Here is a 19,536-nt window from a genome sequence, read left to right on the forward strand (position 1 = left end):
GATCCCCTGATTACAGGTACATCGTCTCCCGGAAATTCATATTCGTTAAGCAGCTCTCTTACTTCCATCTCTACCAGCTCTAAAAGCTCTTCGTCATCTACCATGTCTATCTTGTTCAAAAATACTACTATATACGGTACTCCCACCTGACGGGACAGGAGTATGTGCTCTCTCGTCTGCGGCATCGGACCATCAGCGGCACTTACTACCAGTATGGCTCCGTCCATCTGCGCAGCTCCAGTTATCATGTTCTTTACATAGTCAGCATGTCCCGGACAGTCTACATGTGCATAGTGCCGGTTGTCTGTCTCATATTCTACATGTGCCGTATTGATGGTTATTCCTCTTTCTCTTTCTTCCGGCGCCTTGTCGATTTCATCATAAGATGTAGCCTGGGCCTTCCCAGCTTTGGACAATACATAGGTTATGGCTGCAGTTAAAGTAGTCTTGCCATGGTCTACGTGCCCTATGGTCCCAATGTTAACATGCGGCTTGGTCCTCTCAAATTTTGCCTTTGCCATCTCGTTCTCACCTTTCCTTTCTAATTTTCTTTCCTGCTTACATCAAATTAAACTTCTAGATCGGCAATCCATACCTTCTAGCGATAATTTCCCTTTTCTTAGCTTCAGGCACTTCAGCGTAATTTTTAATGTGCATGGAAAATGTAGCCCGGCCCTGGCTCAGTGACCGCAAACTGGTCGCATAACCAAAAGTCTCAGCCAGAGGCACAGTTCCTTTAATTATCTTCCCATCTTTAGCCTCTTCTAAACTGTGTATCCTACCGCGTCTAGCATTGAGGTCAGATATCACATCACCCACATACTCTTCCGGGCAGATTATTTCTATTTCCATAATCGGCTCTAATAAACAGGGGTCAGCTTTTTGCAAAACCTCTTTTATCGCCATAATAGCCGCCACCTTAAAGGCCTGCTCATTCGAAGCCTCTTCGTCATAGGAACCGCCCAGAAGCACAACTTCTACATCATCAACGGGATAACCAGCCAGTATACCAGCTTGTAAAGCTTCCATGATTCCGGCTTTTATTGGTTCTACAAACTGGCGCGGTATAACTTCGGGGGAAGATTTATCAACAAAATTTTTCCCTTTACCTTCTTCACGCGGGACAACCTCTAAAACTACATGAGCAAATTGCCCACGTCCCCCCACCTGCTTTTCCAGCCTGTATTCTCCACGCGCCTTATTCTTTACTGTTTCCTTATATGCCACCTGGGGAGTGCCTACATTAGCATTCACCTTAAATTCTCTGAGAAGCCTGTCAATAATAATCTCTAAATGGAGCTCTCCCATTCCTGATATTATGGTTTGGCCGGTCTCAGGATCAGTTCGGGTTCTAAAGGTAGGATCTTCTTCGGCTAATCTGGCCAAACTCTCACTTATCTTATCCTGATCTGCTTTTGTTTTAGGTTCAATCGCTACATCTATTACCGGCTCAGGAAAGCTCATGGGCTCTAACAGTGCAGCTTTACTTTCCAAACACAAGGTATCTCCAGTTACCGTTTCTTTTAACCCTACCCCGGCTATTATGTCACCGGCATAAGCGATATCCATTTCCTCTCTATGGTTAGCATGCATCCTTAATATTTTGGTTATGCGCTCTTTGCGACCCTTGCCTACATTTAAAACCTGCATCCCTGTTTTTAAAGTACCGGCATAAATCCTCAAATAAGTGAGTTTGCCCACATAAGGATCGCTCATAACCTTAAAAGCCAGTGCACATAATGCTTCATCCGGGTCTGCCTTAAATTCGACCTCTTCCCCGGTAGATAAGCTTTTGCCTCTAACGGGAGGAAGATCTAAAGGCGAAGGAAGATAATTGACCACTCCATCAAGCAGCATCTGGACTCCTTTATTTTTGAAAGACGAACCACAAAAAACCGGAACCAGATGGTTAGCTATCACTTCCCGGCGCAAAGAGCTTATAATCTCTTCGGGCAGAATTTCCTGCCCCTCCAGGTATTTTACCATAATATTATCATCATACTCTGCCAGCTTTTCGAGAAGAAAACTTCTGTGCTCTTCTGCATAAAGCATTTCATCATCAGTAAGTTCTCTTATCGTATAAGTTTCACCTGTTTCATCCTGGTCATAAACGTAAGCCACTAATCTTATAAGATCAATTACTCCGACAAAAGAATCTTCAGCTCCTATAGGCAATTGGACCGGTACAGGTTCACAGCCTAAATTTTTTCGCATCATATCCACAACCCGGAAAAAATCAGCTCCTATCCGGTCCATCTTGTTTATATATGCTATACGAGGAACGTGGTATTTATCAGCTTGCCGCCAGACAGTTTCTGATTGGGGCTGTACCCCAGCCACCGCACAAAATATAGCTATAGCGCCATCAAGCACCCGCAAAGACCTTTCTACTTCCACCGTAAAGTCCACATGTCCGGGCGTGTCGATAATGTTAATGACATGATCCTTCCACCAGCAGGTAGTAGCAGCGGAAGTAATAGTAATACCCCGCTCCTGCTCCTGTGTCATCCAATCCATGGTAGCAGTTCCTTTGTCAACTTCTCCCATTTTATGGACTTTACCTGTATAATAAAGTATTCTTTCCGTAGTAGTTGTCTTGCCGGCATCAATATGTGCCATTATCCCTATGTTTCTGACGGCAGATAGCCTACTATGGTCAGGCACCATAAACCACTCCTCGCCTTATCCTTTACCAGCGATAATGGGCAAAAGCCTTGTTTGCTTCGGCCATCTTATGGGTATCTTCTTTTTTCTTAACTGCTCCGCCTGTGTTATTGGCAGCATCCATTATTTCCGCAGCCAGTCGCTGCATCATTGTTTTTTCTCCCCGTTTGCGGGCAAAGGTTACCAGCCATCTGATAGCCAGAGTCTGTCTCCGCTCCGGTCTTACTTCTACCGGAACCTGATAGTTAGCTCCCCCCACACGTCTGGGCCTTACTTCTACTACGGGCATAACATTTTTCATAGCCTCTTCAAAAACTTCCATCGGGTTTCTCCCTGTTTTCTGGGCTATAATATCAAATGCCCCATAACATATCTTTTCCGCCAGACTCTTTTTACCATCCCACATAACCTGATTGACCAGTTTGGTAAACACTTTGCTGCCATAAATCGGGTCAGGCAGAACATCTCTTTTGGGAACCGGCCCTTTTCTAGGCATGCCGAGCCTCCTTCCTATTTCTTCTGTTTAGGTCTCTTAGTACCATATTTAGATCTTCCCTGGGCACGATTCTGTACCCCGGCTGCATCCAAAGTTCCTCTGATTATATGATATCTTACCCCTGGCAAATCCTTTACCCTGCCACCTCTAATCAGGACTACCGAGTGTTCCTGCAGATTGTGCCCAATACCAGGAATATAGGCAGTAACTTCGATTCCATTGGTAAGTCTTACCCTGGCTACTTTGCGCAAAGCAGAGTTAGGCTTCTTAGGGGTTGTAGTATAAACACGGGTACATACCCCTCTCTTCTGCGGACAGCTTTTGAGGGCTGGTGCAGTTGATTTTCTTTTTACCTTGGAACGTCCTTTCCTTACCAGTTGATTTATAGTCGGCATCTTTGCACCTCCTTCCCCGGCTTATTCATTGATTATAGCTACTGCGGCTGAACCTACATCAATACCACAGGTATGGCCTAATATTTCCATACTCTCTACCATCTCTATCTCAATATTCTTTTCCAGGCATGCCGCCTTTATAGGTTCAGTAATATGCGGTTCAGCATCACAGGCAATATAAACTTTTCTGGCATTTCCCTTGGCAATAGCTTTCTTAACCTGCTTGGTTCCTATTACCTTGGGCGCATTTTTAAGTTCTGCTAATGGCAATCCTTAACCCTCCTCGCTTGATTAGATCCAAGCCTATAGAGTTTACTTGCCACGCACTTAGATATTTTAGCACTTGGCTCCTTCTAAAGTCAAATATTTTATTTCGCTTCTTAAATAACAGCTACTATTGTTCCCCCGCCTCCCTGCCGGCATTTTCATCAGACAGAGGCTTGTTTTCACAAATATTTACTTTTTTGTAAATAGGATACCCGGTTCCGGCCGGTATAAGCTTACCTATTATAACATTTTCCTTAAGGCCAATAAGGGTATCCACTTTTCCTTTTATAGCTGCTTCGGTTAAAACTTTAGTAGTTTCCTGGAAAGAAGCAGCCGACAGGAAAGATTCGGTATTAAGTGAAGCCTTGGTAATACCTAAGAGCATGGGACTGCATACCGCCGGCAGCTTATTTTCCCTGATTACGCGCAGGTTTTCTTCTTCAAAAGTAGCAATATCCACAAAAGAACCTGGCAGCAGATTAGTATCTCCTGCATCCTCTATCCGCACTTTCTTTAACATCTGGCGGATCATTATTTCAATGTGCTTGTCATTTATATCCACACCCTGCGAACGGTAAACCTTTTGTACTTCCTGCAGCAGATATTGCTGCACGGCCTGTAACCCCTTGGTATGCAAAATATCATGCGGATTTAAAGGTCCTTCGGTCAAAGCATCCCCTATTTCAACATAGTCGCCTTCTCCTACTTTAAGCCGGGAACCATAATGTACTGGATAGCTGGCTAAAACCTCACCCTGGTCGCCCAGGATCTGGACTTCCCTCTTGCCTTTATTTTCCACAAAATGTACCCGTCCGCTGACTTCGGTTACTAATGCCTGTCCTTTGGGCTTGCGTACTTCAAATAACTCTTCAACACGCGGCAAACCACGGGTAATATCTTCTCCGGCAATACCACCGGTGTGGAAAGTGCGCATGGTAAGCTGAGTTCCTGGCTCACCTATAGACTGAGCGGCCAGAGTTCCTACGGCTTCTCCTATTTCCACATCATAACCGGTAGCCAGATTGCGGCCGTAACATTTCTGGCATACTCCGTGTTTAGTTTTACAGGTAAGTACAGACCTTATTTTTACCCTTTCAATACCAGCTTTTTCTATAGCATAACCGGCTTCGTCATCTATTACCGTGTTTTCTTCAACTAAAACCTCACCTGTCTCGGGATGCACTATGGTATCTACCGATACTCTGCCTATTATGCGCTGATGTAAAGGCTCTATAAGCTGGGAGCCTTCGGTTATTTTTTCTACCCATACCCCTTCTAAAGTTCCACAGTCAGCTTCCCGCACAATTACATCCTGAGATACATCTACCAGACGCCGGGTAAGATATCCCGAGTCGGCAGTTCTCAATGCCGTGTCAGCCAATCCTTTTCTCGCTCCATGTGTAGATATAAAGTATTCCAGAACGGTAAGCCCCTCACGGAAGTTAGCCTTAATAGGCAAGTCTATGATCTTACCCGAAGGGTCAGCCATAAGCCCGCGCATACCTGCCAGCTGCCTAATCTGCTGCATATTACCACGAGCTCCGGATATGGCCATCATATATACCGGGTTATCTTCGGGAAGCGAATTCTTTAAAGCTTCGGTTACTTCGTCCGTAGCCTTGGTCCAGATTTCTACAATCTGGTTATGTCTTTCTTCTTCGGTTATAAGCCCCATCATATAATCATGCTGAATAGAGTCTACTTCTCTATCCGCAGCAGCAATTATCTCGGCCTTGGCTTCCGGAGTTTTAAAATCAATCAAGCCCACACTAATTCCGGCCCGGGTGCTAAACTTATACCCCAGTTCTTTAATGCCATCCAGCATAATGGCCGTCTTCGCATTGCCTTCCAGACGATAGCAGTCATAAACAATATTGCCCAATTTTTTCTTGTCAATAATTTCATTGTAATATCCAAGACTATCAGGAATAATCTCATTAAATATGACTCTTCCCACCGAGGTTTCAATAATCTGCTCTTTATATGCCGGAGCAGGATCTTTAAGGAATTCCTTTCCGGTTTTGACGGGAAGTTTCATGCGCACCTTTATTTTTTCATGCAGCTTTATAATTCCGGCTTCATAAGCCATCTGGGCCTCTTCAGGTGAGCTGAAGGCGCGAGGATTTTCTCTTGCCCACTCTTCCTGGCTCATATAAGTAAGGTAGTATATACCTATAACCATATCCTGAGTAGGAGTAACTACCGGCTTCCCATCCTTGGGATTTAAAATATTGTTGGTAGCTAGCATCAAAAGCCGGGCTTCGGTTTGCGCTTCAGCTGATAACGGCACATGTACCGCCATCTGGTCCCCGTCAAAGTCAGCATTGTAAGCCGTACATACCAACGGATGAAGCTGAATAGCTCTTCCTTCTACCAGAATAGGCTCAAAAGCCTGAATTCCCAGTCGGTGCAGAGTAGGAGCGCGGTTCAAAAGCACAGGATGTTCTTTAATAACATCTTCCAGTATATCCCATACCTCATCCCGGCCTCTTTCCACCATCTTTTTGGCACTTTTTATATTAGAAGCCAAACCTTTATCAACCAGTTTTTTCATTACAAAGGGCTTAAAAAGCTCCAGGGCCATCTCTTTAGGGAGTCCACACTGATGCATCTTAAGTTTGGGCCCTACTACTATAACGGAACGTCCTGAGTAGTCAACACGCTTACCCAGCAGATTCTGGCGGAACCGCCCCTGCTTCCCTTTCAGCATGTCACTCAGGGATTTTAGGGGACGATTACCAGGTCCGACTACCGGCCTTCCTCTTCTTCCATTATCAATAAGAGCATCAACAGCTTCCTGCAGCATCCTTTTCTCATTGCGCACAATTATATCCGGAGCCCCTAAATCCATTAGCCTCTTTAAACGGTTATTGCGGTTTATAACCCGGCGGTACAGGTCATTAAGGTCCGAAGTAGCAAAACGCCCACCATCCAGCTGTACCATAGGCCGTAATTCCGGAGGTATTACTGGCAGCACATCCAGAATCATCCATTCCGGTTTATTACCCGACAGGCGAAATGCTTCCACCACTTCCAGTCTTTTTATGGCCCGGGATTTTCTCTGCCCGGTACTGTTGGCAATCTCTTCTTTCAGCTCCCGGGACAGCTTTTCCAGATCCACCTCCTGCAGAAGAATCTTGACTGCTTCGGCTCCCATGCCGGCCCGGAAACTGTTCCCATATTTTTCCCTGTATTCCCGGTATTCTTTTTCATTTAACAGCTGATATTTTATAAGCGGTGTATCACCTGGATCTATGACGATATAATTTACAAAATAGATTACTTTTTCTAAAACTTTAGGCGAAATATCAAGAAGAAGCCCTATACGGCTGGGAATACCTTTTAAATACCATATATGGCATACCGGGGCAGCCAGCTCAATATGTCCCATTCTTTCGCGCCGCACTTTAGAAGTTGTTACTTCTACCCCACATCTGTCACAAACTATGCCTTTATGCCGTACCCTCTTATATTTCCCACAATGGCATTCCCAGTCTTTAACTGGCCCAAATATTTTTTCACAAAACAGCCCTTCTTTTTCCGGCCTTAAAGTACGATAATTTATGGTTTCAGGTTTTTTTACTTCTCCACTGCTCCAGGAACGAATCTGTTCCGGAGATGCCAGAGATATTTTTATGCGTTCGAAATTATTAACATCCAACAAATTAGTCTCTCCCTTCCAGAAGATTATGGCCCTTCTTCCTTGAGAGTCTATTTATCTAAAATCCATCATCCTCAAAGTCTAAATCTTCATCTACATCTTCCAGATCACGAACAATATCTAATTCATCAATATCTTCCAGATCTTCTTCATCATCTTCTCCCCTATCTTCCTCGACCCTCTGATTTACAGTAGCTATAGACAAGGGCAACTCAATCCCCAGCTCCTGAGCCCTATCGCGTTCCATAGCTTCATAATCGGCTCCTTTTATTTCAACTTCCTGGTCATCTCCTGCTAAAACTCTAACATCCAGAGCCAAACTTTGCAGTTCTTTTATGAGCACTTTAAACCCTTCCGGAACTCCAGGCTCAGGTATGTTTTCCCCTTTTACTATAGCTTCATAAGTCTTGAGCCTTCCTACTACATCATCTGATTTTACGGTTAATATCTCCTGTAAAGTATAAGCAGCTCCATAAGCTTCTAAAGCCCAAACTTCCATTTCTCCAAAGCGCTGGCCGCCAAATTGGGCTTTTCCACCCAAAGGCTGCTGGGTAACCAGAGAATAAGGTCCAATAGATCTAGCATGTATCTTATCATCAACCAGATGAGCAAGTTTTAACATATAGAGAACCCCTACCGTTACCGGGTTATCAAAAGGTTCTCCTGTACGTCCATCATAAAGTATCGTTTTCCCGGTTTCCGGAAGTCCTGCTTCCTTAAGTTTAGCAAAAATATCTTCTTCCGTAGCCCCATCAAATACAGGAGTGGCAATGTGCAGACCCAGCTCCTTAGCAGCCCATCCCATATGACATTCCAAAATCTGCCCTATGTTCATACGGGAAGGAACTCCTAGGGGATTTAATACAATATCAATCGGCGTTCCATCAGCCAGGAAAGGCATATCCTCTATCGGCATTATCCTAGATATAACCCCTTTATTCCCATGGCGCCCTGCCATCTTGTCTCCTTCAGATATTTTGCGTTTCTGAGCCACATAAACCCTTACCAGCTGATTTACACCTGGTGGAAGCTCATCTCCGTTTTCCCGCGAAAACTTTTTAACCGCTACCACCTTGCCTGATTCCCCATGCGGCACCCTAAGTGAAGAATCTCTAACTTCTCTCGCCTTTTCACCAAATATAGCTCTTAAAAGCCTTTCTTCTGGGGTTAACTCTGTCTCCCCTTTCGGGGTTACTTTACCCACCAGGATATCATCAGGCCTTACTTCCGCCCCTACCCTTATAATCCCATGTTCATCAAGATTCTTCAGCATATCTTCTGATACATTGGGAATATCGCGCGTTATCTCTTCCGGCCCCAATTTAGTATCCCGGGCCTCACATTCGTACTCTTCGATATGGATAGAGGTAAACACATCTTCTCTTACCAGGCGTTCCGAAAGCAAAATAGCATCTTCATAGTTATATCCTTCCCAGGGCATAAAAGCCACCAGGACATTTTTACCCAGAGCCAGCTCTCCCTGGTCGGTACTAGGTCCATCAGCTATAATCGTGTCCGCCTCTACCCTTTCTCCCACTTCTACAATAGGCCGCTGATTATAGCAAGTTCCCTGGTTCGAGCGCATAAACTTAAGCAATTCATAAGTATCTAATTTGCCGTCATCAGTCTGGATAACAATCCGGTTGGCACTTACACTCTTTACTACTCCGCTCCGCTTGCATACCACCACGGCTCCCGAATCTTTAGCTGCCTTATATTCGAGCCCGGTGCCTACAATCGGCCTTTCGGTCTTAATAAGGGGAACTGCCTGCCTCTGCATGTTAGCCCCCATCAAAGCACGGTTAGCATCGTCATTTTCCAAAAAGGGAATAAGAGAAGTAGCCACACTGAATACCTGTTTGGGAGAAACGTCCATATAATCTACCTGCGAAGGGCTTACCTCCACAATTTCTTCGCCTCTACGCGCTTCTATACGTTCCCCAATAAAATAGCCATTTTCATCTACCGGGCTGTTAGCCTGAGCAATGGTGTAATTTTCTTCTTCATCAGCCGAAAGGTATACGATTTCATCCAAAACCCTTTTATTTTCCTTATCTACCTTGCGGTAAGGGGTTTCGATGAAACCAAACTGGTTGACCCGGCTATAGGTAGCAAGTGATCCGATAAGCCCTATGTTAGGTCCTTCCGGCGTTTCTATAGGACAAATGCGTCCATAGTGCGAATGGTGAACATCGCGTACCTGGAAACCAGCCCTTTCGCGGGTGAGCCCTCCCGGCCCCAGCGCACTTAAACGCCTTTTATGCGTAAGCTCGGCCAAAGGATTAGTTTGATCCATAAACTGGGATAATTGGGAACTGCCGAAAAATTCTTTCACCGCAGCACTTATAGGCCTTATATTAATGAGCACTTGCGGGGTTAAATTTTCTATGTCATGCAAACTCATGCGCTCGCGCACTACGCGTTCCATACGCACCAAACCGGTACGGAACTGGTTCTGCAAAAGCTCTCCAATCGAACGCAAGCGTCTGTTTCCCAGATGATCTATAATATCGGTTTTGCCTTGTCCATTTATAAGCCCGATAAGATAACGTATAGTCTCTATGATATCTTCTTTGGTTAGATGCCTTACATCAGCAGGAATATCAAGGCCCAATTTTTTATTTATCTTATATCTTCCTACATGAGCTAAATCATAACGGCGCGGGTCAAAAAACAGATTATGGAGTAAGGTTTCGGCTGCATCCTCAGTTGCCATTTCTCCCGGCCTCAGCCTGCGATAAAACTCAATCAAAGCTTCACGTTTACTGGTGGTATTATCCTTGTCCAAAGTCTTTTTGATAGCTTCGTCATTATCGTATAATGCTAATATATCTTCATTCGTTTCATAGCCCAAAGCCCGCAAAAAGGCAGTTACTACTAATTTTCTATTTTTATCAATTCTGGCATATATAGCTCCAGAACTGTCCATCTCCAGTTCAAACCATGCTCCGCGATTAGGAATAATAGTGGCACCATATAAAACATTGCCTGCCACATCTACACGATCACTAAAATACACCCCGGGTGATTTTACCAGCTGACTTACTACCACCCTTTCCGCACCATTTATTATAAAGGTGCCTCTCTCCGTCATCAGTGGCAGATCGCCCATATACACTTCTGATTCCTTAATCTCCCCTGTACTTTTTTCGGTCAGCCTGACCTTTAGCTTCAAAGGAGCCTGATAGCTGACATCTCTTTCTTTACATTCATTAACTGAATACTTGGGTTCTCCCAAGGTATAGTCTAAAAAGTCAAGCTCAAAATTGCCCGCAAAATCAGTAATAGGAAACACTTCCTCCAGTGCTTCCCTCAAGCCTTGCTCTAAAAACCACTTGTATGATTTAAGCTGAACTTCAATAAGGTTGGGTAATTCAATTACTTCCGGAATGCGGGAATAACTAAGCCTCTCTACCCTGCCGAACTTTTGCATATGGGCCAATGCAAAATCACCCCTTTTAATTATTCCAAAACGTGTGAAAAGCAAGGTTATGCTAAACCTCGCTTTTAAGCCCTGCTAGTTGCCAAAACCTTCTTTACTTAATACAATGGCAATTATTGATTTTATCACAACAATAATGTCAAGTCAAGAAATTAAATTAAAATCCCCTGCCCGGGCAAAATTTTGTGCTTTTTCCTTTATTCCTGGTTTTTTTCTTCGTTTTCAGCTGTTTCCGGCATATTAAGGCTGTATTCCTCTTCTATTATCTTGTTTACCTTAAGCACTGCACTTATGAAATAACCAAATGCCAGCAAAATACCTATACCCAGGATAAACAAAGCCAGCCTAAAGCCATCTATCACCACAGCCCTCACATAAATGTCCGGCCTCTCATCAGAAGAAATAACCCAAACCAGTCTGTTCCCTTCTTTCGTGGAAGCAGAAGCTTCTTTTATAATCCCCGGTATTTGTAAGGAAAAAACTACCTTATCAGCATGTAGAGTTAAGTCATCTACCAGTTTATTTTTCCCATAATTACTCCTTATTATATAATTATCCCATAAAATACGATTTTTAACCTGAACTTCCAGGGGGAAACTTCCCATTAAGGCATTATACTCTTCCCAATTCTCCGCTTTTCTTTCCCCGATAAGCTTACCATCACTCAATGTAAATTGGTTATCATACCATAAACCTGCTTCCGGCCAGGGTTCTTTTATCACCACTTTTTCTACTATTTTTTTATCATCGCGTAAGATCAGGCTTACCTCTACCTCACTCCCCCTTGCTTCTACCTGTCCGGGGAAAAAAATAAGGGTCCATAAAAAGAGCAAAAAAATCCCCCACCTATACTCCTTGCCCATTTTTCCCATCCCTCTTTTCTTATTAGTCGCGCTGCTTTTAGAATTATACCAGAAGATAAATGTAAAAGTAAAATTTTACATAAAAAAAGCGGCCGGAGCCGCTTAAATCTTTAATTTATATCTCCATCTGCAGGGCAAAACTTTCTTATATTGACTATCCTTATAAAGGTAAGCAGATGAGAAGTAATGGCTAAAATAGCTAACCCCCACAGAGGAGAGTGAAAAATCCCTGCCAGCATAATCACAAAAAGCCTGCCATCCCTGTTACCCAGTAACAGATTAGCCCATATACCTTCTTTCTCCGGCAAATATAGCTGCCCCCAAATATTCCTGAATTTTTCCTTAATTAACATAGACATAGGAGCACCTAAAAGGGCTAAACTCAACCAGCAAAACACTGTCTGCCCATTATTACCATCATAAGCACCTAAAGCCATGCCTATAATAAGGATGCCATCCCCGTAACGGTCAAGCATCGCATCTAAAAACTCTCCCCAGGCGGAACGCAAAAATTTAAGCCTGGCTATCTCTCCATCTACTCCATCGACAATAGAAGCTAGCTGGGCTAAAATCCCTCCTGCCGGGCTTAAACCTAGCCCAAAAAGAAAAGCTCCTCCTAAACATAAAATAAAGCTGATAAGCGATATCTGGTTAGGATGAATATCTGTACGCGCCAGCCAGCGAGTCAAAAAAAGCGAAAACCGCCTGTTAATATAGCGGGCAATCAAGCCATCTTTAGGCGCCGGCAAAAACTTAAGCAAAATCTGCTCCGCCCTTATTGCTTCTTCCGGAGTATCAACATCTATCCACCAGCTTTCTCCAATGTCAGCAGCCAGGAGATTTCCTTCTTCGGCCATTATCTGCAAGGCTTCACTTAGCGTGTACTTGCCTTCTTTTTCTGCCTTCGCCAATATTTCAAATATATAAGGGGTAGCATGAAAAACCCCGCAGTCAACGGCATTAAAGTCTTTTAAGCCTTTTCCTATTCTCCTTATTTTTATCCCTTCTACCTGCAACCTGGTCGCTTCTTCTAAATCAACTATCTCCTCCAGCTTATAATCAGCCCCTACATATACTTCCCCAGGGTTCGGCTTTAGTTCCGCTATCCTGGTTAAGGCTTGCAGGTCCCAAATATGATCAGCCATAGTAAGAAGAAAAGATTCTTCATTTTGGAAAAATTCCCGGGCACTCAGCACTGATATCCCATTTCCTAAAAACCATCTCTCATTTACTACATAATCAACCTTAATACCCCATTTGTCCCCGCTTCCTATTTTCGCTTTTATCTCTTCACCTCTATATCCTAAAACTACAACTACTTCCTTTACCCCTGCCTCGCGCAAAGAAAGCAACGTTCTCTCCAAAAGAGAAAGCCCTAAAAGGGAATAAAGGGGCTTAACCCCTTTATATCCCCTTTCCCTGAATCTCTTACCTTCTCCTGCAGCAATGACCAATGCTTTCATTACTTCCCGGCTTCACCTGCCATCGTTCTGGCTGCCAGCGTAAAATCTAGTTTATAGTCTTCACCTCTAATAAATTCCTCTACCATTTTTCTCGCCTCAGCATCAGTAAATTGTATAGGAGGCGATTTCATCGTGTAAGCAGAAATCTCATAAAGAGGTCCGCTTAACTTTCTATCTAATGCCAGTTTCATGCAACGGATAGCATCGATAATAACCCCTGCGCTATTGGGGGAATCTTCTACCGAAAGCCTCAGTTCCAGTTCCATAGGTACTTTACCAAACCCCAGACCTTCCATCCGTATCATACATACCTTGTTATCTTTAAGCCACGGCACATAATCACTAGGCCCTATGTGTATATCATTATCTACCATAGGGATTTTCATTTCTGATTGCACAGCCTGGGTTTTTGATTTTTTCTTTGATTTAAGCCGGCTGCGGTTAAGCATGTTTAAAAAGTCGGTATTACCTCCAAAATTCAGCTGATAAGTCCTGGTAATCTTAACCCCCCGGTCTTCAAAAAGCTTGGTAAGAACCCGGTGGGTAATAGTAGCCCCTACCTGGGACTTCACATCATCACCTATAATAGGAAGACCCCTTCTCCTAAAGCGTTCTGCCCATTCGGGATCAGAAGCTATGAAAACCGGCATAGCATTTATAAAGCCTACTCCCGCCTTAAGGCAGGCATCAGCATAAAACCGGGCTGCCTCTTCTGAGCCTACCGGTAAATAATTTATCAATATCTCTGCCCGGCTATCTTTTAAAACCTGCACCACATCTACTGGCTCAGCATCGGCCAGGACAAAGGTCTGATCTTCCGGATAATCTTTCATATGTTCAGAGAAACCATCTAAAACCGGTCCCATCTGCACTGTTACCGGATAATCAGGTAGATGAGGATAAAATACCTTGGTGCAATTAGGTTTGGCAAACAGAGCTTCCTTAAGAGGTTTCCCTACCTTGCGCGCATCAATATCAAAAGCAGCTACTATCTCGATATCCTCAGGCTTGTAGCCTCCCAGATCATAATGCATCAAACCAATGGGATCTTTTTTCAACTCCTCATCCCGGGAATAAAGCTCAATCCCCTGTAAAAGAGCACTTGCACAATTACCTACACCAGCAATAGCTACTCGTATTTTTTTGTTTTCCACCAGCATCCCTCCTCTTTTTATTAATATTTATTTAAAGCCTGGTTGTTAACTTTTTTTAAATAGCCAGGTGTGATCAACTGCAGCCCCAGGTAAGCAGCCATTTTATGAGCCTCTGCAAACCTGTAAGCTATTTCCCCTGCCTGATGAGCATCTGACCCAAGGATGCAGTATTTACCCCCTACATCTCTATAACAGCATAAAACAGGGAAGGCGGGAAAAGCCTCTCCCCCCTCACGCCGATACCCTGAAGTGTTGATTTCCAAAATAATCCCCCTGTCGGCCATGGTTTTCAAAATCCCATCCAAGCCGAAATCCAACAGGATTTCCGAATGATAAGGAAAATCAAGCCAATATTTTTGCCATCCCCTCTTTATCCAATCAATATGGGCAATTATTTGCGTATAGGGAAACAAAACAGCATACTTTAAAGCATCTATATACTTTTTAATCCCCTCTTCGGGGGCATATTTCTCATAAAAACATCTATCCATAAGGGAAATGCCATCAATATGGTGGATAGAAAACAGATGATAATCAAAACTATAAGCCGACAAAAAACTTGCTATTTCTTTTTCCTTCTCCCAGGCATAATCAATTTCCACCCCGGTTAGTATATTTAACCGCGGTGCAAACCTCTTTCTCTGCTTTTCTATTTCTCTTATATAACTAGAAACTGATTGGTTAAGTAAGCCGAAATTAGGGTCATGGGGATTAAAAGAAAGATGATCAGTGATTCCAATTTCCCTGATACCAGAACGAAGGGCAGTAAAACAGATAAGCTCTAATCCTGAATTAGAATCGGCGGAAAAAGAAGAATGGATATGATAATCACTCTCTAAATGAGCGGCATGTCCTTCTTCTACAATAAACAAACCCTACCCCCTTTCTGACTAGCTAAGCCCAAAAAGAAGATAAGGTTTTCTAATATGCCTTATTATTAGGTCTACACCATATTCGATAATATATTATATACACCAGAGATAAAAAGTCAATACCCACTACTATGTAAAAAAAGCGGCCGAAGCCGCTTTTTTAGCAACCAGGTTATTTAATTTCCACAGAACCGCCAGCTTCTTGAATCTTAGCCTTGATTTCTTCAGCTTCCTGTTTAGATACTTTTTCCTTAATCGGTTTCGGAGCGCTGTCAACCAGGTCCTTGGCTTCTTTTAAGCCTAAACCGGTTATTTCGCGAACTACCTTGATAACATTAACTTTCTTGTCACCAGCTGAAGTCAGGATTACATCAAACTCAGTCTTTTCTTCCGCAGCTTCAGCAGGAGCAGCAGCACCAGCTGCCGGCATAGCTGCAACTGCCACAGGAGCAGCAGCACTAACACCAAACTCTTCTTCTAAAGCTTTTACCAGTTCAGAAAGCTCCAGAACAGTTAAACCTTTGATAATATCAATAACTTCTTGTACTTTACTCATTACTTAATAACCTCCCTTTAATTCTCATTAAAATTAAATTATTTTTTATCAGCACCAAATGCGGAACCAAACAGATTAACTAGCAGCCTTTTGTTCTCTTATTTGATCCAAAGCTCTTACCAAACCAGCGATATTGGCATTAAGCACCGTGACCAAACCTTGAATGGGTGCCTGCATAGTGCCAAGCACCTGAGCCACCAGCACTTCTCTCGGGGGCAGATCAGCCAAAGCCTTTACTTTATCAGCAGTTACCAGCTTGCCTTCCAGTATTCCACCCTTTACTTCCAGCTTTTTCGTCTCTTTGATAAAATCAAACAACACCTTAGCTGGAGTAACCGGGTCATCTTTGCTGAAAAGAACCGCATTAGGGCCTTCAATCTGCTCGGCTATATCTTCATGACCTAAATTGCGCAAAGCAAATCGGATCATGGTATTTTTCAAAACCTTGTATTTTACCCCCGGTATTCTGAGCTTAACGCGCAAATTGGTCATTTCTTCCACCGTAAGTCCTCTAAAATCGGTGAAGACCACCAGGGTGGATTCTTTGATATCTTCTTCAATCGCTTTTACGATTTTTTGTTTTTCTTCAATCTTGGGCACTCGATTCACCCCCTTTTTTAAAACCTTTATATATGGAAAATGCCTCTGCAGATAGTGCAGAGGCATGTAAACCATCCTTTAGCAACCAAAAGATGGCACTCATATTCCATAACCTCAGCAGGCGAACTTTTACCAGTTCATTAAGGCCTTTGGCCACCGACTATCTACAGTTATTATTTTTCAATTTTATTCACTTTATTAAGTTTACTTGTTTGCTGCCGTAAATGCAAGAGGGCTAATTTTTATACCCGGCCCCATAGTGGAACAAACAGTTACTGAACGTATATACTGCCCTTTGGCAGCAGCTGGTTTAGCTTTTATCAAAGCTTCGGCAAAAGCATTGAGATTTTCTACTAATTTTTCTAATTCAAAAGAAACCTTGCCAATCGGAACATGCACAATCGCTGTTTTATCTACGCGATACTCAATTCTTCCTGCTTTAAGCTCATTTATAGTACGAGCTATATCCATAGTTACCGTCCCTGATTTGGGGTTCGGCATTAACCCCCGGGGCCCTAATATTTTACCTAATTTACCTACCATCCCCATCATGTCAGGGGTAGCTACGGCGACATCGAAATCAAACCATCCACCCTGGATCTTTTCTACCAGTTCTTCAGCTCCCACATAATCAGCACCAGCCGCTTCCGCCTCTTTAGCTTTTTCGCCTTTAGCAAAAACTAATACCCGGCGGGTTTTACCAGTTCCATGCGGCAGGGCAACAGTACCTCTAACCTGTTGATCAGCATGTCGGGGATCAACTCCCAGTTTAACATGCACTTCCACGGTTTCATCAAATTTAGCATGCGCAAGTTCTTTAACCAGTCTTAAAGCTTCCACGGGATCATAAAGTTTACCGCGTTCGATCTTGGATAAAGCTTCCTGGTATTTTTTTCCTCTTTTCATTTTTATTCCTCCTTGTGGTTAAATCGGACCTTTCCTCCCACATCATCACTAACCATTTAATCAACTACTTCAATGCCCATGCTACGGGCAGTCCCCTCAATCATCCTTACCGCAGCCTCGAGATCTTTGGCATTGAGATCCTCTTTCTTGGTTTGAGCAATCTCAATCAGCTTAGCTCTGGTTACCTTACCTACTTTGTTTTTATTGGGCACTCCAGAACCTTTTTCTACATTGGCTGCCTTCTTTAGCAGGTCTGATGCTGGCGGTGATTTGGTTACAAAGGTAAAGGAGCGGTCTTCATATATAGTAATGTCTACCGGAATAATAAAACCTGCCTGTTGAGCAGTTCTGGCATTGTACTCCTTGCAAAACCCCATGATATTAACCCCATATTGACCCAAGGCTGGTCCAACAGGAGGTGCAGGTGTTGCCTTACCAGCAGGAAGCTGCAGTGATACCTTGCCTATAACTTTCTTAGCCATCGTTCCACCTCCTCATCAACTAGATTTTCTCTATTTGTTCATAATCCAGCTCCACAGGGGTTTCCCTGCCGAACATGGAAATTGTTACCTTTACCTTGCCGCGATCAGGCAGCAGTTCTGTGACTATTCCCTCAAAATTAGCAAAAGGTCCACTTTTTACTTTTACGTTTTCCCCTACATTTACATCTATAATCTGGCCTTGGCTTCTAAAAGCCCCATTCTCTTAAGTATTTTCTCCACTTCCTCTGGCTGCAAAGGAACCGGTTTATTACCTGTACCAACAAATCCTGTAACGCCCGGCGTATGCCTTACTACATACCATGAATCTTCATCCATAATCATATTTACCAGGACATAGCCGGGGAAAACCCTTTTACTCGTTACTTTCTTTTTGCCACCTTTATATTCTATCTCCTGTTCCTCAGGAACTAAAACCCCGAAGATCTTGTCCTGCATATGCATGGTTTCTACTCTTTTGGCCAGGTCGATTTTAATCTTATTTTCATAACCCGAATAAGTATGGACTACATACCATTCTCCCTTAAAAGAGTCAAGGTCTATAACTTCTTCCTTGGAGGACCTGGATTTTTTCTGTTCCAATTCCTTGTCAGCAGTAATGGGGGGCACCTCCTCATATTATGCCATGGCCTTAAAAAGCTTTTCCAGTACAAAAGAAAGCCCGGAATCGAAAAGCCATATAATTAAGCCCACCAGCAAAACAGTAAAAAGAACTACTCCCGTATACCCAATCAGCTGGGTACGGTTAGGCCAGTGCACTTTCTTAAGTTCATTATAAGAACTTAGCAAATATTCTTTGGCACTGTTTATTTTTTGCGCCAGACGGTTTTCTTCTTTTTTAACAGGAACATTCTCTTTAGCCAAGTTTATTCACATCCCCAATAATATTACTTAATTTCCCGATGCAAAGTATGGGCATTACAGAATTTGCAGTATTTCCTAACTTCAAGCCTTTCGGTATGTTTTTTCTTATTCTTGGTGGTAGTATAATTGCGCTGTTTGCACTCTGTGCAAGCCAAAGTTATTCCCACTCTCATCTTTGCCACCTCCGTATCGTGCACAAAAATCCTACAATACTCTAGCACAAGCTGTATCATATGTCAAGGGAATGCCCATACCAAAATACAGCAGGGGAAATAAGCCCTGCTGTATCTAAGCTTTTTCCTTTTTTCTCATCCTTATTCAATTATAGAAGTAACTACACCGGCTCCTACCGTTCTTCCGCCTTCTCTTATAGCAAATCTTAACCCTTCTTCTATAGCTATCGGGGTGATAAGTTCTATGGTCATCTGCACATTGTCTCCCGGCATTACCATCTCTACACCTTCAGGAAGTGAAATTACTCCGGTTACGTCCGTTGTGCGGAAATAAAACTGCGGCCTGTATCCGCTGAAGAACGGAGTGTGTCTTCCCCCTTCTTCCTTGGTTAATACATATACCTCAGCATTGAATTTGGTGTGCGGCTTTATGCTGCCAGGCTTGGCCAAAACCATCCCTCTTTCTACTTCTTTCCTGTCCACACCTCTTAATAAGGTCCCTATGTTGTCTCCTGCCTGAGCAAAATCAAGCAGCTTCCTGAACATCTCTACTCCGGTACATACCGTCTTCTTGGTCTCTTCTCTTAACCCTACTATCTCTACTTCGTCCCCTACTTTTACTGTTCCTCTCTCTACTCTCCCGGTGGTTACCGTTCCTCT

18 protein-coding genes, 1 pseudogene and 1 other annotated feature are annotated in these 19,536 nt (G+C 43.3%); all 19 genes and pseudogenes read right to left on the reverse strand.

The features are described 5' to 3' along the window. A partial coding sequence (locus BUB92_RS09125; protein WP_143156881.1) for a GTP-binding protein occupies positions 1 to 521 on the reverse strand: 521 nt, incomplete at its 3' end. Positions 522 to 576: 55 nt separating this feature from the next. Further along, positions 577 to 2,664, reverse strand: coding sequence for an elongation factor G (gene fusA / locus BUB92_RS09130; protein ID WP_278280523.1), 2,088 nt, complete (start codon positions 2,662 to 2,664; stop codon positions 577 to 579). 25 nt (positions 2,665 to 2,689) lie between these two features. Further along, complete coding sequence (gene rpsG / locus BUB92_RS09135; protein WP_073093121.1) at positions 2,690 to 3,160, reverse strand: 30S ribosomal protein S7; 471 nt, start codon at positions 3,158 to 3,160, stop codon at positions 2,690 to 2,692. Between the two features lie 14 nt (positions 3,161 to 3,174). Continuing rightward, a complete protein-coding gene (gene rpsL, locus BUB92_RS09140) occupies positions 3,175 to 3,555 on the reverse strand; it encodes a 30S ribosomal protein S12 (protein WP_073093123.1) in 381 nt (126 codons plus the stop codon). A gap of 21 nt (positions 3,556 to 3,576) precedes the next feature. Continuing rightward, on the reverse strand, positions 3,577 to 3,825 hold the full coding sequence (locus tag BUB92_RS09145) for a L7Ae/L30e/S12e/Gadd45 family ribosomal protein (RefSeq protein WP_073093125.1): 249 nt from the start codon (positions 3,823 to 3,825) through the stop codon (positions 3,577 to 3,579). A 124-nt stretch (positions 3,826 to 3,949) separates the two neighbouring features. Further along, positions 3,950 to 7,486 carry a DNA-directed RNA polymerase subunit beta' gene (gene rpoC / locus BUB92_RS09150; protein ID WP_073093127.1) on the reverse strand — a complete coding sequence of 1,179 codons (3,537 nt, stop codon included), beginning with the start codon at positions 7,484 to 7,486 and terminating at the stop codon, positions 3,950 to 3,952. A gap of 55 nt (positions 7,487 to 7,541) precedes the next feature. Beyond that, a complete protein-coding gene (gene rpoB, locus BUB92_RS09155) occupies positions 7,542 to 10,916 on the reverse strand; it encodes a DNA-directed RNA polymerase subunit beta (protein WP_073093148.1) in 3,375 nt (1,124 codons plus the stop codon). A gap of 206 nt (positions 10,917 to 11,122) precedes the next feature. Further along, complete coding sequence (locus BUB92_RS09160) at positions 11,123 to 11,758, reverse strand: hypothetical protein (protein WP_143156916.1); 636 nt, start codon at positions 11,756 to 11,758, stop codon at positions 11,123 to 11,125. Between the two features lie 140 nt (positions 11,759 to 11,898). Further along, a complete protein-coding gene (locus tag BUB92_RS09165) occupies positions 11,899 to 13,251 on the reverse strand; it encodes a sugar phosphate nucleotidyltransferase (protein WP_073093132.1) in 1,353 nt (450 codons plus the stop codon). After that, positions 13,251 to 14,405 (reverse strand): inositol-3-phosphate synthase, encoded by a 1,155-nt coding sequence (locus tag BUB92_RS09170; RefSeq protein ID WP_242939041.1) that lies wholly within the window; start codon positions 14,403 to 14,405, stop codon positions 13,251 to 13,253. Before BUB92_RS09170 ends, BUB92_RS09165 begins: the two co-directional genes overlap by 1 nt. Positions 14,406 to 14,425: 20 nt before the next feature. Then, complete coding sequence (locus BUB92_RS09175) at positions 14,426 to 15,277, reverse strand: histidinol-phosphatase HisJ family protein (protein ID WP_073093136.1); 852 nt, start codon at positions 15,275 to 15,277, stop codon at positions 14,426 to 14,428. A gap of 172 nt (positions 15,278 to 15,449) precedes the next feature. Continuing rightward, the gene (gene rplL / locus BUB92_RS09180) at positions 15,450 to 15,833 is read right to left on the reverse strand and encodes a 50S ribosomal protein L7/L12 (RefSeq protein ID WP_073093138.1); all 384 of its coding nucleotides are present in this window, start codon (positions 15,831 to 15,833) and stop codon (positions 15,450 to 15,452) included. Between the two features lie 75 nt (positions 15,834 to 15,908). Beyond that, the gene (gene rplJ, locus BUB92_RS09185) at positions 15,909 to 16,433 is read right to left on the reverse strand and encodes a 50S ribosomal protein L10 (protein WP_073093150.1); all 525 of its coding nucleotides are present in this window, start codon (positions 16,431 to 16,433) and stop codon (positions 15,909 to 15,911) included. A gap of 24 nt (positions 16,434 to 16,457) precedes the next feature. Further along, positions 16,458 to 16,621 (reverse strand) — a sequence feature (ribosomal protein L10 leader region). 16 nt (positions 16,622 to 16,637) lie between these two features. Then, positions 16,638 to 17,339, reverse strand: a complete 702-nt coding sequence (gene rplA, locus BUB92_RS09190; RefSeq protein WP_073093140.1) for a 50S ribosomal protein L1 — start codon at positions 17,337 to 17,339, stop codon at positions 16,638 to 16,640. A gap of 56 nt (positions 17,340 to 17,395) precedes the next feature. Next, on the reverse strand, positions 17,396 to 17,821 hold the full coding sequence (gene rplK, locus BUB92_RS09195; protein WP_073093142.1) for a 50S ribosomal protein L11: 426 nt from the start codon (positions 17,819 to 17,821) through the stop codon (positions 17,396 to 17,398). Positions 17,822 to 17,840: 19 nt separating this feature from the next. Further along, a pseudogene (gene nusG, locus BUB92_RS09200) lies at positions 17,841 to 18,382 on the reverse strand (transcription termination/antitermination protein NusG). Positions 18,383 to 18,457: 75 nt separating this feature from the next. Then, positions 18,458 to 18,703 carry a preprotein translocase subunit SecE gene (secE, locus tag BUB92_RS09205; RefSeq protein ID WP_073093144.1) on the reverse strand — a complete coding sequence of 82 codons (246 nt, stop codon included), beginning with the start codon at positions 18,701 to 18,703 and terminating at the stop codon, positions 18,458 to 18,460. A gap of 23 nt (positions 18,704 to 18,726) precedes the next feature. After that, the gene (gene rpmG, locus BUB92_RS09210) at positions 18,727 to 18,876 is read right to left on the reverse strand and encodes a 50S ribosomal protein L33 (RefSeq protein WP_073093146.1); all 150 of its coding nucleotides are present in this window, start codon (positions 18,874 to 18,876) and stop codon (positions 18,727 to 18,729) included. Between the two features lie 141 nt (positions 18,877 to 19,017). Further along, positions 19,018 to 19,536 (reverse strand): EF-Tu C-terminal domain-related protein (locus BUB92_RS09215; protein ID WP_242939001.1); only part of this gene is annotated, 519 nt, incomplete at its 5' end.

Source organism: Thermosyntropha lipolytica DSM 11003 (assembly GCF_900129805.1).
Lineage (GTDB): Bacteria > Bacillota > Syntrophomonadia > Syntrophomonadales > Syntrophomonadaceae > Thermosyntropha > Thermosyntropha lipolytica.

Coding starts and splice junctions, on each gene's coding strand:
- rpsG (WP_073093121.1), bottom strand. CDS start 3,160: ATGCCTAGAAAAGGGCCGGTTCCCAAAAGAGATGTTCTGCCTGACCCG.
- rpsL (WP_073093123.1), bottom strand. CDS start 3,555: ATGCCGACTATAAATCAACTGGTAAGGAAAGGACGTTCCAAGGTAAAA.
- rpoB (WP_073093148.1), bottom strand. CDS start 10,916: ATGCAAAAGTTCGGCAGGGTAGAGAGGCTTAGTTATTCCCGCATTCCG.
- BUB92_RS09165 (WP_073093132.1), bottom strand. CDS start 13,251: ATGAAAGCATTGGTCATTGCTGCAGGAGAAGGTAAGAGATTCAGGGAA.
- rplL (WP_073093138.1), bottom strand. CDS start 15,833: ATGAGTAAAGTACAAGAAGTTATTGATATTATCAAAGGTTTAACTGTT.
- rplA (WP_073093140.1), bottom strand. CDS start 17,339: ATGAAAAGAGGAAAAAAATACCAGGAAGCTTTATCCAAGATCGAACGC.
- rplK (WP_073093142.1), bottom strand. CDS start 17,821: ATGGCTAAGAAAGTTATAGGCAAGGTATCACTGCAGCTTCCTGCTGGT.
- rpmG (WP_073093146.1), bottom strand. CDS start 18,876: ATGAGAGTGGGAATAACTTTGGCTTGCACAGAGTGCAAACAGCGCAAT.